Origin of the sequence: Curtobacterium oceanosedimentum (assembly GCF_040545555.1) — a bacterium.
Taxonomy (GTDB): Bacteria; Actinomycetota; Actinomycetes; order Actinomycetales; family Microbacteriaceae; genus Curtobacterium.
On the sequence record NZ_JBEPMD010000006.1, the window covers coordinates 1 to 13,604 of the forward strand.

10 protein-coding genes are annotated in these 13,604 nt (G+C 71.3%); 5 read left to right on the forward strand and 5 right to left on the reverse strand.

The window, feature by feature from the left end:
* Positions 1-134 precede the first annotated feature (134 nt).
* Together ABIC52_RS07745 and ABIC52_RS07750 are read right to left on the reverse strand one after the other, a co-directional pair.
* The gene (locus ABIC52_RS07745; RefSeq protein WP_161972595.1) at positions 135-3,107 is read right to left on the reverse strand and encodes a rhamnosyltransferase WsaF family glycosyltransferase; all 2,973 of its coding nucleotides are present in this window, start codon (positions 3,105-3,107) and stop codon (positions 135-137) included.
* Positions 3,108-3,208: 101 nt separating this feature from the next.
* Complete coding sequence (locus tag ABIC52_RS07750; protein ID WP_354027051.1) at positions 3,209-5,293, reverse strand: glycoside hydrolase family 99-like domain-containing protein; 2,085 nt, start codon at positions 5,291-5,293, stop codon at positions 3,209-3,211.
* A 100-nt stretch (positions 5,294-5,393) separates the two neighbouring features.
* Between ABIC52_RS07750 and ABIC52_RS07755 the strand changes: the two genes are divergently transcribed.
* Genes ABIC52_RS07755 through ABIC52_RS07765 form a run of 3 tightly spaced genes read left to right on the forward strand, consistent with a single transcriptional unit; the run spans position 5,394 to position 8,470 of the window.
* A complete protein-coding gene (locus ABIC52_RS07755; protein WP_126890694.1) occupies positions 5,394-6,305 on the forward strand; it encodes an ABC transporter permease in 912 nt (303 codons plus the stop codon).
* 3 nt (positions 6,306-6,308) lie between these two features.
* Positions 6,309-7,523, forward strand: coding sequence for an ABC transporter ATP-binding protein (locus tag ABIC52_RS07760; RefSeq protein WP_126890693.1), 1,215 nt, complete (start codon positions 6,309-6,311; stop codon positions 7,521-7,523).
* 5 nt (positions 7,524-7,528) lie between these two features.
* Positions 7,529-8,470, forward strand: a complete 942-nt coding sequence (locus ABIC52_RS07765) for a glycosyltransferase family 2 protein (RefSeq protein WP_202976522.1) — start codon at positions 7,529-7,531, stop codon at positions 8,468-8,470.
* Positions 8,471-8,565: 95 nt separating this feature from the next.
* Here ABIC52_RS07765 and ABIC52_RS07770 read toward each other — a convergent pair whose 3' ends face one another.
* Positions 8,566-9,957 (reverse strand): glycosyltransferase family 4 protein, encoded by a 1,392-nt coding sequence (locus ABIC52_RS07770; RefSeq protein ID WP_209824128.1) that lies wholly within the window; start codon positions 9,955-9,957, stop codon positions 8,566-8,568.
* A gap of 76 nt (positions 9,958-10,033) precedes the next feature.
* On the opposite strand from ABIC52_RS07770, the gene ABIC52_RS07775 reads away from it, so the two are divergent.
* A complete protein-coding gene (locus ABIC52_RS07775; RefSeq protein WP_126890691.1) occupies positions 10,034-11,155 on the forward strand; it encodes a glycosyltransferase family 4 protein in 1,122 nt (373 codons plus the stop codon).
* The gene (locus tag ABIC52_RS07780; protein ID WP_250367277.1) at positions 11,152-12,003 is read left to right on the forward strand and encodes a glycosyltransferase family 2 protein; all 852 of its coding nucleotides are present in this window, start codon (positions 11,152-11,154) and stop codon (positions 12,001-12,003) included. The genes ABIC52_RS07775 and ABIC52_RS07780 overlap by 4 nt, the downstream gene beginning before the upstream one ends.
* 121 nt (positions 12,004-12,124) lie before the next feature.
* Here ABIC52_RS07780 and rfbA read toward each other — a convergent pair whose 3' ends face one another.
* Positions 12,125-12,988, reverse strand: a complete 864-nt coding sequence (gene rfbA / locus ABIC52_RS07785) for a glucose-1-phosphate thymidylyltransferase RfbA (protein ID WP_126890689.1) — start codon at positions 12,986-12,988, stop codon at positions 12,125-12,127.
* A complete protein-coding gene (locus ABIC52_RS07790; protein ID WP_126890688.1) occupies positions 12,985-13,602 on the reverse strand; it encodes a dTDP-4-dehydrorhamnose 3,5-epimerase family protein in 618 nt (205 codons plus the stop codon). Before ABIC52_RS07790 ends, rfbA begins: the two co-directional genes overlap by 4 nt.
* Positions 13,603-13,604: the final 2 nt, after the last annotated feature.

Here is a 13,604-nt window from a genome sequence, read left to right on the forward strand (position 1 = left end):
CGGCCACCCTACGCCCCCCCCCCCCTCACTTCCACCCTGGCCCGCCACCCCCCCCCCCGGCCCCCCCCGCCCGGGGGGGCGGGGGGGGGGCCCCCCCCCCCCCCCCCCCCCGCTGCGTGCGCTGGCGCCTGCCCTCAGTGCGCGGTGTCGGCCGCCTCGTCCGCGGTCTCCGGCTCGACCGTGGTCGCCGCAACGGCCGCCTCGGCGGCCGCGAGCGTGCCGGCCGGTGCCACGACCGGCTGCTGCCCGGCGAGCACCCCCTCCGGGTCGACGAGGAACGGGTAGATGTGCTCGAGCGCGTGGTCCCACGAGCTGTGGTTCGCGTCGATGGTCGCGAGCGCACCGGCGGACAGCTTCCGCCGCAGCTGCGCGTCGCGGATCAGCGAGTCGAGGTTCTCGACCATGTCGTCGAGCGATCGCATGGTGAGCTGCGAGTTCTCGTCGTCGCGGAACAGCCACGTGAACCACTCGCTGTCCGGCGCCACCATCGGGACACCGCTGGCCATGAGCTCGAGCGGCAGGTAGGACGGGTGCCGCGAGATCTGCATCGTCAGACCGATGTCCGTCTCGCGGTACATGCGCCCGGTCGCACGGTAGTCGAGCAGGCCCATGTCGATGAAGTCGGCGCTCTGTGGCAGGTACCGGGCGCCGGCGGCGAGGATCCGGACCCCGTCGCCGTGGCGACGCTTGATCTCGGTCAGGGCCTGGAAGACGAGCTCCCAGCAGTTCCGGAAGTGGTCGCGGGCGTACGCGAAGATCGTGACCGGCTCGTCCTCGCCCTTCTCGCGGCGACCGTCCGGGTGGTAGATGGACCGGTCGACGGCGGGCGTGAAGGGGATGGACTTGCCGCCGTACTCCCCCGAGTAGATGCGGTGCATGCTCTCGGTGTTGCAGATGCCGTACAGCCCGAGACGGTAGCTCTCCTCGGCCATCGCGAACATGCTCGACGCCGGGTAGAAGGCAGGCTCGTAGTCCTGCATCAGGTAGAACTTGCGCGGCGCGCTGTCCGAACGCGCGACGTGCATCGCGGTGAGCCAGAGCGTGGCGATGGCGGCGTCGGCCTTCGGGACGGCCGCGATCTGCTCGTCGGAGCCGTCGTAGAACATGACCTCCGACTCGGCCAGCGACGGGAACGCCGCGGCGATCGCCGACTTGATGTAGGCCTCGTTCGGCTGGGCGTAGGCGATGAACCGGTGGTGGACGCCGTGCTCACGGGTCAGCTTGTCCGCGAGGCGGAAGGCCGTGTTGAGACCGCCGAAGAACGGCATGTCGACGTCCGGGATGAACCAGTTGATGGTCCGGACCGGCCGGGGGCCGGTCGTCGCGGCGTGCACCGCGTGCACCCGCTCGACGGTCTCGTGGGTGATGGAGGCCACGCCGAGGAGCGACTTGGCCTCGTCGGAGATCGAGGAGCTCTGCGCGACCTTCGTGTAGGCGCGTCCGAGCACGGCGAACGCGAGCTGGACCGGCTTCGGGTCGCGCGTGCTCGCGAAGCGCGGGACGGCGGAGAGCCGGGACACGTTCGGCGACGAGTAGGGGTCGCCGTTCTGCAGCCACGGGTGGTACCGCCAGTAGCTGGCGTAGAAGTCCTCCATCGGGACCGAGGTCCCGCGGGTGATCGACTCGTAGTGGCGCACCATGTCGAAGGGGATGACGACGTTGCGACGGCCGGCGATGACCTGGTCGAGGCCGAGCACGACGTCGCTCCCGGTCAGGATGAACCGCTCGTCGAGGCCGCCCACCTCCTCGAAGTGCTTCCTGCTGATCGCGACGCACGCCCCGGTCACCGCGAGGGAGTCGCGGTACCAGCGGGTCGAGCCGAGCAGGGTCTCGGAACCGGGCTGCATCCCGGTGAACAGGTTGTCCGCGAAGCCGTTCGGGCCCACCATGACGCCACCGTGCTGGATCAGGCCGTCGCCCTGACGGTGCTGCATGCCCACCGTCGCGACGCCGTCCCGCTCGAGCATGCCGACCATGTCGCGCAGCCATGTCGGGTCGACGATCTCGGTGTCGTCGTTGAGCATCAGGACCACGTCGCCGTCGGTCGACCGGACGCCGACGTTGTTCACGCGCGAGTAGTTGAACGGGGTCTCGGTCCACCAGATGACCTTCGGCACGATGCCGTGCTCGCCCGAGGCGTACCAGGCGGCGCGCTCCTCGTCCTCGCCGCCGTTGTCGACGATCGTGACGTCGAACTCGGGGTAGTCCGTGCGGGCGAGGCTCGGGAGCAGGCGGTCGAGGTTCGACCGGTTGTGCCGGGTCGGGATGACGATCGACACCTTGGGCCAGGCCTCGGGCTCGAAGGACACCCGCACGACGCCGTCCTGGGGACGCGTCGTCACCGTGTGACCCTGGGCCTCGAGCACCTCGCGCACCATCGCCGCGTCGGCGGGGGTCGCCCGCCAGGCGGTCTCGTCGACGCGCTCCGAGAGCAGGACCCGGGAGACGTTGCCCACGGTCCGTTCCTCGAGGCGGGCGCTGAGCAGGAAGCGCCAGACACCGCGGTCGGACAGGTCGGCCTCGGGCACCCGGGACACGACGGCACGGCTCGCAGCGAAGGCCCGACCGATGTAGTTGGCCCCGAGGAGCATCTCCGGCGACCACATCGGACGGAAGCGCGGCGAGGTCCGACGCCCCCGACGGCCGATCCGGTCGGAGTCGAGGACGATCAGCCCGAGCGCCGGGTCGATGCGGTGCAGGCGCGCGATGTCGGTGAAGGCGTTCGACCGGAGGACGCTGCCGCCGCGGAGGAACAGGAAGAAGTCGGCGTCGACCTGCTCGGTGATCGCCGCGAAGGTCGTGCCGCGCGGCACGACGACCGCCTCGACCTCGCCGTCGCCGCGCTGGGCACGGACGCTGTCGAGCGTCACCTGGTCGGCCTGCGGGTCCGTCGACTCGACGACCACCGCGAAGCGGGTCTGGGAGACGCGGTCCAGCGGCGCGTGCGGGATGCGCCGCTGCTGCGCGAGGAAGTCGTGGTACGACTCGAAGCCGGCGGCGCGCTGCGGCACCTTGGCGAAGAGCTGCTTGGTGTCGGCGAGCCAGACCCGGGCGCCCTTGTAGGAGTGGAACCCCGCGATCGCGAGGCCCCGGCTCCTCGAGTTCATCGGGAGCGACTTCCGTGCGCTCGCGACGGCCCAGACCCTGAACTTGTGCAGCAAATTGCTCTCCCTGACGTGTCGATCGACTCGGGCAGTCTAGAGGGTGTTCACCGGCCGAGGACCGACGCGGTGGCGTCGAGGTACGTCGCCCCGAACCGCTCCGTCGGTTCCAGCACCGCCCCCTCGGCCCACTCGTTCCAGGCGTTGAGGAAGACGACCGGCGCATCCGGGGTGACCCGCTCCGCGGACCGGACGGCCTCCGCCAACCAGCGGCGGAACGTGAACGGGTTGGCGCCGTACCAGAGGTCCGGAGCGAGCTGTCGGCGCGCGGTGTTGTCGAAGCCGACCATCACCCCGGGAGCGACGTCGCCGAGCCCGCCGGGAGCACGGAGCCGGTCGATCGTCTCGTCCGCCATCGCACGGTACTCGAGGATGCGCCCGGCGAACGCCGGACGAACCTCGAGGGCGCCCTGTTCCTTCCACCGCCAGGGGTGGTTGTGCGGGGGGAACGCGAGCAACCCGTCGAGCCCGGAGTCCGCGAGCCCGTCCGCGCCCAGCCCGTCGAACACCGCTCCGACGTCGACGCCGAGCACGTGCAGCGGACCGACCCCGGCCTCCTCGGCCCGTCGACGCCACGCGGCGATGGTCGCGCGGTGGTCTGGCAGGTGCGCCGGCCGGTACACGGCGATGACCGCGGCACCGCGGATGCGGTACCAGCGCGGGTCCGCCAGGAGCGGGAGGAGGTGCTCGAGGAAGTCCTCGGCGGGGACGCGGTCGTAGTCCTGGGCGATCAGGACGGAGTCACCGCGTCCGTCCCAGGTCCGCGTCCAGTCCTCGTTCGCCCACATCACGCAGAACCGCTGGTCGAGGTCGCTCGCCGCGAGACGCTCGAGCGGCATGCTCATCAGCTGCTTGCCCGCGAACCAGTAGTGGTAGTACATGAAGACCCCGATGCCGGCGTCCTGCGCGAGTCGGGTCTGGGCCGCCCGGACCTCGTCCCGGTGCAGGTCGTAGAAGCCCAGCGTGCTCGGGAGCATCGGCTGCGCGTGCCCGAGGTGGTCCGGGACGGCGCGCGTGACGTTGGTCCACTCGGTGAAGCCGGTCCCCCACCAGGCGTCGTTCTCGGGGAAGGTGTGGAACTGCGGCAGGTAGAAGGGCACGACCTCGGCGGCCACCGGCGGTACCGGACGCCGCGGGGGCAGGGCGTCCACCGCCGAGACGGTCAGACCGCTCTCCACGGTGAGCACCCCGAGCAGCCGCTCGACGGCGTGCGCGGTCGTGCCGTCGATCTCGCCGCGTTCGTCCGGGAAGTCGTCGCGGTCCATCCGGAGGGCACGCAGCCCACGGAGCACGAACCCCTTCGTCCAGTAGACCGAGCCGCCCGGGAAGCGCAGGTCGATCGGCAGGTCCTCGAGCTCGATCCGGCGCAGCAGCGACCGGACACCGGGTTCGTCGGCGCCCCAGTGCTCGGCGCCCACGATCGAGGCGCCGGAGGTGACCATGCCGGCGTCGGAGTACCGGAGCGCGTCGAGCACCCGGGCGACCTGCTCCGGGCTGCCGAGCACCGCGTCGAGGAGCTCGTCACGCCACTCGGCGCCGCTGCCGGACAGCGTCGTGTGGCCGGCCCGCCAGGCCGACCGCTTGGTGTGCACCTTGAGGACCGCGTCGTACCCGTCGAGCAGGCCGGCGTTCACCACCGACACCAGCGGCAGCACGTCGCGCCCGCGGTTCTCGATCGGCAGGACGAGCACGCGGCGCACGAGGTCGAGGGCGCTCGTGTCGAGGTCGACCTCGACGCCGTCCGTCACGGTCACGACGAGGTCGAACGGCTCCGGGACGGCACGCAGGCGCTCGACCAGACCGGGGACGAGTTCCGGGTAGTGCACGTGCAGGACGACGGCGACCCGCGGTCGGTCCAGCGGCGTGGAGGTGGCCGGCACGGCGGCGTCCGCGGCGGCCACCAGCTCACGCCACTGCTCGGGGAACCCGACGAACCGACCACCGGAACGGCGTTCGACCCAGGTCCGGAAGTCGTGCGGCGGACGCGACCCGGCCTCGGCGACGGCAGCCTGGCGGATGAGGGCGCGTCCGAGACGGATGCGGTACCGACCGAGACGTCGCTTCGCCCCGGCGAGGGTCGGGATCCTGATGGTGGTGCCCCTTCCGGTCAGTCGGTGCGGGGTCTCGACCACCGCTCCAGCCGGTCTATCGTAGTATCTCCGCGGCGATCTCCCGGTCGCCGCCGGTCCTGCGCATCCGCGGGACCGAACCCTCGTGAGGAGACCGCACCCCATGCCTGACGCGAGTTCAATGGCCGTCCGACGGGCGGAACGGCTGGCGACCGAACCCTGGCAGCACGCAGGCGCCCGCGGCACCGGCCTGGCGGGGTTCGCCAACAGCGTGCGCGACATCTGGGCCCAGCGCGAGCTGCTCGGCATGCTCACGAAGCGCGAGCTCAAGGCCCGGTACAAGGACTCGTCGCTCGGCTTCCTGTGGAGCCTCGCACGGCCCCTCACCCAGCTCTTCATCTACTACGTCGTGCTCGGGACGTTCCTCGGCAACGCGAAGGCGATCGACAACTTCGCGATCTACATCTTCTCCGGGCTGACGATCTTCACGGTCTTCCAGGAGATCGTCGGCTCCGGCACCGCGTCGATCGTGGTGAACTCCGGCCTGGTGAAGAAGGTCTACCTGCCGCGTGAGATCTTCACGCTCTCGTCCGTCGGGTCGGCGCTGTTCAACTTCCTCATCCAGTTCGCCATCCTGCTCGTCGCCGCGCTCGCGCTCCAGACGATCGCGTTCGGCTGGGACCTGCTCTACGGCGTCGCCGCACTGGTGCTGACCATCGTCTACGCCGTCGCCCTGGCCCTCCTGCTCGGTGCCCTCAACGTGTACCTCCGCGACGTGCAGTACCTCGTCGAGGTCGTCCTCATGCTCGCGATGTGGGGCTCCCCCATCGTCTACTCGTGGACCCAGGTCGCCACGCGCGTCCCCGGGTGGCTCACCGAGCTGTACCTCAACAACCCGGTCACCCTCGCGGTGATCGGCTTCCAGCAGGCGATGTGGGGCGCGACCAGCCACGGCACGACGCCGGACCACCTCGCCACCCGCATGCTCGTCGCCCTCGTCGTGGGCTTCGTCCTGCTGTTCGTGTCACAGCGGGTCTTCGCCCGCCTGCAGGGCAACTTCGCCCAGGAGCTCTGATCGATGTCCACCGCCACCCCCATCGTCCGCGTCCAGGACGTCTCCAAGCGGTTCGTCCTGCACAAGGAGAAGAGCCTCAAGGAGCGCGTCCTCAGCGCCGGCCGCAACAACGCCTTCCGTGAGGACTTCTGGGCGCTCCGCAACATCGGCCTCGAGATCGACTCCGGTTCGACCGTCGGCCTCATCGGCCCGAACGGGTCCGGCAAGTCGACGCTGCTCAAGACCATCGGCGGCATCATCCAGCCGACGAGCGGATCCGTCGTCCGGCGTGGCCGGATGGCGGCGCTGCTCGAGCTCGGCGCCGGCTTCCACGCCGACCTCACGGGCCGCGAGAACGTCTACCTGAACGCGTCGATCCTCGGCCTCTCGCGGACGCAGACGGACCGCTACTTCGACGACATCGTCGAGTTCTCCGGCATCGCCGAGTTCATCGACACGCAGGTGAAGTTCTACTCGAGCGGCATGTACGTGCGACTCGCCTTCGCCGTCGCCGTGCACGTGGACCCGGACCTGCTGCTGGTCGACGAGGTCCTCGCCGTCGGTGACGAGGCCTTCCAGAAGAAGTGCCTCGACAAGATCGCCTCCTTCCAGAAGGAGGGCCGGACGATCGTGCTGGTCACGCACACGCTGAACCAGATCACCGACCTCTGCTCCCGCGCACTCGTGCTCGCCCGGGGCAGCGTCGTCTTCGACGGCGACCCGACCGACGCCGTGAGCGTCCTCCGCTCCGGGTTCCAGACCACGATCGCGGCCGACGAGGAGAGCGCGCGTCGCACCGAGCCGGAACCCGAGCCCGCCCCCTCGTTCGACATCGCCCGGGTCGAGTCGATCGTCGTCGCCGGTGACCGTGACGACAAGAGCGGCCAGGTCGTCGTCCAGCCCGACCGTCCCCTGACCATCGACGTGACCGTCGACGCGCGGACGCAGCTCGACGAGTGGGGCATCGGCGTGCACGTCGACAACCCGTTCGGCCAGGTCGTCGTGGGCACCCACAGCGACCTCGTGAAGACGCCGATCCCGTCCTTCGTCGGCAAGAAGACGGTCCGCTTCACGTTCTCGGACGTCCGCCTCGGCGGCGGGGAGTACCGGGTCACGAGCGCCGTCTTCGGCCGCAACAGCCAGGAGCTGCACCGCATCACGGACGGCGCGACCTTCACGGTCCGCCCGACCGCGACCTCCTACGGTCCGATCGGCGCCGCCGCCGCGATCCAGTTCTGACGCCGGTGCCCGGCCGGATCGAGGTCGTCGTCGTCAACTGGCGACGCGCCGACCTGACGATCGAGTGCGTCGAGTCGCTCCGGGGCCAGGCCGACGAGCTCGGCGCGGTCGTCACCGTCGTCGACAACGCCTCCGGTGACGGCTCGGCCGAGCGGCTCCGCGCTGCGCTCCCCGGCATCCGCGTGCTCGAGAGCCCGGACAACGGCGGGTTCGGCACCGGTGTGGACCTCGCGGCGGCGGCCTCGACGGCGGACGTCCTCGTGCTGCTCAACAACGACGCCGTCGCCGAGCCCGGGTTCCTGACCGCGCTCACCGCCCCGGTGCTCGACGGCTCGGTGACCGGTGCGACGACCGCGAGGATCCTGCTCCGGAGCGAACCGGGCGAGCGGGTGCTGACCAACTCGACCGGCAACGTCGTCGACCGCGCCGGGAACGGCGGCGACCGCGACTGGCTGGTCCCCCACCCCGCACCAGCGGAGCCGGCGGTGTTCGGCTTCTGCGGCGGTGCCTGCGCGATCGCGATGCCCGCGTTCCGGGCCGCCGGCGGCTTCGACGAGTCGCTCTTCATGTACTACGAGGACACCGATCTCAGCTGGCGACTCCGCCGGCTGGGCCACGACATCCGCTTCGTCGGCGACGCCGTCGCGGTGCACCGGCACGCCTCGTCGCTCGGCACCGAGTCCGAGGGGTTCGTGGTCGCGAACACGCGGAACCGCCTGGTCGTGGCGGTGAAGAACGCAGCGTGGCCGGTCGTCGCACGCGCGGCGGCACGTGCGGTCGTCCGGACCGTGCTCGACACCGTGGCCCGTGACCCGCGCAGTCGACGGCGCGCACGCTGGGAGCGGCGCGCGCTCGCCCAGGCCGCCACGCGCCTCCCGGCCGCCCTGCGGGAACGACGCACCATCGACCGGACGGCCACCGCACCGCGGCCGCGCACGACCACCTGAGCCGACGCCACCCGCGACCGCCAGGAGGCAGTCGCGGGCGGCCGTCGACCGCAGCCCTCAGCGTCGTCCGCAGCCCTCAGCGTCGTCCGGAGCCCTCAGCGGCGCCCGACGACCCGCAGGGCGTCGCGGCGCACCCGGTCCCGGATGCGCTCCGTCACGAGACGCGGGCCGCCCTCGCGGAGCAGCCTGGCGAACGTCACGAGGTCGTCGCGGCGGGTGCGGGCGGGGAGCGGCGGCGGGTCCTCGACCATGTTCCAGATCGGCACCTCGCTGCGGACCGGTGCGTCCAGGAACTCGAGGAACGGTGCGAGCACGCGGTCCCAGGTCATCTCCGCTGCGAGTTCCCGGGACGCCGCGGCCCACGCCTCGCGCCCGGACGAGTCGCGCGCGGCGCGCACGATCGCGGCGGCGAGGGCGTCGACGTCGCCCACGGGCACGGTCAGGCCGTTGCCACGACGTTCGACGAGGTCCGCGAACACGTCGCCCTCGCTCGTGATGATGGGCAGCCCCGCCCACAGGTAGTCGAGGTTGCGCGTGCGGAAGCTGAAGCGGGTCTCCAGACCGGCAGGGTGGGTGGTCACGCCGATGTCCGCCTCGGCGAGGTACCCGGCACGCTCGTCGTAGGGCACCCACTCCTCGTTGAACACGACGTGGGTGCCGAGGATCCCGAGCTCGCGCGCGAGGGCGACGGCCTGGTCGGGGACCGCGTGCCCGTCGAGCATCGCGTTCGGGTGCACCTTCGCCATGAAGAAGAGCCGGAGCTCGGGGACCTCGTGGCGGGCCACGTCGACCGCGCGGATCAGGGTCATCGGGTCGAACCAGTCGTAGATGCCGCCGCCCCAGACGAGCACGAAGTCGTCGGCGCCGATGCCCTCGACCTTGCCGCGGAGGGCACCGGGGGTCGGCTCGAAGGCCTGGCCGGTGACGCCGAACGGGGCGATCCGCACGAGGTCGTCGATGGTGCCGTCGTCCGTGCCGTTCTGCGGTCGGACACGACCGAGCGCGGCGAGCTGCCCGATCCACAGGTCACGCTGCCGGTCGTTGGCGCAGAGCACGAGGTCGGCGCGGGCGAGCTGCGCGTTGAGCTCCTTGGTGAGCTCGCTGACCACGCGCGTCTCCTGGTCGCGGTCGAACCCGTGCTGGCGGCCGAGGAACTCGAGGTGGAAGGGGTCGTAGAGGTCCATCACCTGGACCTGCGGACGGACCGCGAGCCACGGCACGGTGTTGTAGAACCCGCCCTGGAAGACGACGACGTCGCACTCGTCGACGAGCGCCTCCGCGTTGTCCGCGCGGAACTCGACGACCCGGAAGCCCTCGCCCTCCCGGGACACGGAGCGGGACGACGCGATCGTCACGTGGTGGTGGCGCGCGGTCAGGGCCCTGGCGATCTCCCACGCACGGATGGCCGGACCGGCGAGGCGTTCCGAGATGGGTTCGCCCACGATCAGGAGCACGCGCGCGCGAGCGGGGACACGGGTTGCAGTCACCCCAGCGAGCGTAGTGGCAACGGGGTTCCGTTATGCTTGACGCTGCCCTGCCGCCCGAGAGGAACCGCACAGCTCCATGACCGTTCCACTGCTCATCGACGGGACCGCGATCCCGGAACGGCTGGGCGGAGTGGGGCGCTACCTCGAGGGGCTGGTGTCCGGGCTCGACGAACTCGGCGCGTCGTTCGCACTCGTCCTGCGACGCGAGCACGTCGGCCACTTCCGGGCGCTCGCCCCGTCCGCGAAGATCACCGTCGCCCCGGACTGGATCCGCTCCCGGCCCCTGCGCTTCGTGTGGGAACAGGTCGGACTCCCGTGGCTCCGCCTCCGCGCCCGGGCGCGCGTGCTGCACTCGCCGCACTACACGTTCCCGCTGCTCGCGCACCGCAACGTCGTGACCCTGCACGATGCGACCTTCTTCAGCGACCCGCAAGCGCACAGCAGGATCAAGCGGACCTTCTTCCGCGCATGGATCCGGGCCGCACTCGTCGCCCGACGCGTCTGCATCGTGCCGAGCGCCGCCACCGCCGCCGCCCTGCGCGAGCACGTCGACGCGGTCCGCAGCGACGTCGTGGTCGCGCACCACGGCGTCGACCACACGGTCTTCCACGAACCGAGCGACGCCGAGGTGGACCGCGCCGCGGCGCACCTCGGACTCGACCGTGACCGCGGCTGGATCGCCTTCCTCGGCACCATCGAGCCCCGCAAGAACGTCGGACCGCTCGTCGAGGCGTTCCGGAGCCTGCGACGCTCGCGACCGGACGGGCCCGACCTGGTCGTGGCCGGTCAGCGCGGCTGGGACACGGTCGCCGCCGCCGCCCTGGACGCCGTCGGTCCGGCCGACGGCGTGCACGAGGCCGGGTACGTCCCGCTCGAGTCGCTCCCCGGTCTGCTCGGCGGCGCCACGGTGGTCGCCTACCCGAGCTCTGCCGAGGGCTTCGGCCTCCCCGTGCTCGAGGCGATGTCGACCGGGGCCTGCGTCCTCACCACGGACCGCACGGCCCTGCCGGAGGTCGGTGGTGACGCCGTCGCCTACACCGAGCCCGATGCGTCGAGCATCGCGGCCGCGCTCCTCGCCCTCGTGGACGCGCCGGAGCGCCGCGCCGGACTCGGGCGCGCCGCCGTGGACCGCGCGGCCACGTTCAGCTGGGCAGCCACCGCGAGCCGCCACCTCGAAGCGTTCCGGAGCGCGTCGTGAGTCGCGTCGCTGTCGTCACGGTCGCCTACGACTCCGCGGCTGCGCTCGAGGGGTTCCTCGGGAGCATCCGCGCCTCGGAGCACCACGGCGACGCCGACGTCGTCGTGGTCGACAACGCCTCGTCGGGGCAGGAGGCCGCCCGGACCGTCGCCGAGCGGCACGGCGCCCGGTTCCTCCCGCTGCCGGACAACCGCGGGTACGGCGGCGGGGTCGCGGCCGGGCTCGCACTGGTCCCCGACGACGCCGAGTACGTCCTGGTGTCGAACCCCGACGTCGAGGTCCGGCCCGACGCGATCGCCACGCTCGTGGCGGCCGCCGACCGCACGCCCCTCGGAGCCGTCTTCGGACCGCGCATCCTCGACGCGGACGGACAGGTGTACCCGTCCGCCAGGAACGTCCCGTCCCTCCGGACGGGGATCGGACACGCCGCCTTCGGTCGGATGTGGCCGAGCAACCCGTGGTCCCTCCGGTACAAGGCCGAGCGGGACACCGACCGGGAGCGCGACGCCGGATGGCTGTCCGGCGCGTGCCTGCTCGTCCGCCGTGACCGGTTCGTCGCCCTGGGCGGGTTCGACGAGAGCTACTTCATGTACTTCGAGGACGTCGACCTCGGTGCACGCGTGACCGCTGCCGGGTGGACCAACCGGTACGTCCCGGCCGCCGTCGTCACCCACACCGGTGCGCACTCGACCGCGCAGAACGTGCGGCGCATGGAGCAGGAGCACCACCGCAGCGCGTACCGGTTCCTGTCGCGCCGCTACCGCGCGTGGTGGCTCGCACCGCTGCGGCTGGTCCTCCGCGTGGGTCTGGCGGCGCGGGCGCGCTGGGTCACCCGCTCGCAGCGCTGACGCCGGACGCCCTGACGCCCTGACGCCGACGCGCTGACGTCGGACGCGCTGACATCGGACGCGCTGACATCGGACGCGACGACGCCCCGGTCTCGTCGAGACCGGGGCGTCGTCGTCCTGCCTACTTGCCGAGCAGGCGCCGCAGGTAGACGCCGTAGCCGCTCTTGACCAGCGGTCCGGCGAGCGCCTCCAGGGCCGTGTCGTCGATCCAGCCGTTCCGCCAGGCGATCTCCTCGATGCACCCGATCTTGCTGCCCTGTCGGTCCTCGATGACCTTGACGTACTCGGACGCCTGCATCATGGACTCGAACGTCCCGGTGTCGAGCCACGCGGTCCCCCGGTCGAGGACCTGCACGCTCAGGCTGCCGTCCTCGAGGTAGCGCTCGTTCACGGTGGAGATCTCGAGCTCACCGCGCGCACTCGGCTCGATGGTCTTCGCGATCTCGACGACGCGGTTGTCGTAGAAGTACAGACCCGGGACGGCGTAGTCCGACTTCGGGACCGCGGGCTTCTCCTCGATGGAGAGCGCCCGGAACTCGTCGTCGAACTCGACCACGCCGTACGCCTTGGGGTCGGCCACCTGGTAGGCGAAGATCGTCGCCCCGTCGACCGAGGTGTTCCGCTTCAGGCTCGAGCCGAGGCCGGTGCCGTGGAAGATGTTGTCGCCGAGGACCAGCGCGACGCTGTCGTCGCCGATGAAGTCCTCGCCGATCACGAAGGCCTGGGCAAGGCCGTCCGGACTCGGCTGCACGGCGTACTGGATGTCCATGCCGAGCGACGATCCGTCGCCGAGCAGCGCCCGGAACTGGTCGTTGTACTCGGGGGTCGTGATGACCAGGACCTCGCGGATGCCCGCCATCATCAGGGTCGACAGCGGGTAGTACACCATCGGCTTGTCGTAGATGGGCATGAGCTGCTTCGAGATGCCCTTGGTGATCGGCCAGAGGCGGGTACCGGACCCGCCGGCGAGGATGATGCCCTTCATCGTGCTCCCCCGTTCGTGCGCAGCGACTCCGTGTACGCGAGGCACTCGTCGAACGTCGGCAGCAGGCCGAGCTCGGCCGCCTGCTCGAGCGTCGGAGCGCTGGTGTCCTTCTCGGACAGCACCGGCTCACCGATGCCGTCCGGCAGCTCGAGACCGACGGTCGGGTCGAGGATGCTGATCCCCTTCTCCCGCTCGGGGTCGTAGTGGGCGCTCACCAGGTAGTTCACCGTGCTCTGGTCCTCGAGCGCGACGATCGCGTGACCCAGCCCCTCGGACAGGTACACGGCCCGACGGTCGACGTCGTCGATGCGGACCGAGTCCCACTGCCCGAACGTCGGCGACCCGACGCGGATGTCGACGATGTAGTCGATGAACGCCCCGCGGACCGCGGTGACGTACTTCGCCTGGCTCGGGGCGACGAGGGCGTAGTGGATGCCCCGCGCGACGCCGCGCGAGGAGATCGACATGTTCACCTGACGGAGGTCGAGCGGGTGCCCGACGGTCTCCTCGAGCACGTCGGCGCGGTACGCCTCGAGGAAGGCCCCCCGTGCGTCGCCGTGCTGGACGGGGGTGAACTCCCACGCGCCTTGGATCTTGAGTTCGCGGATCTGCACCG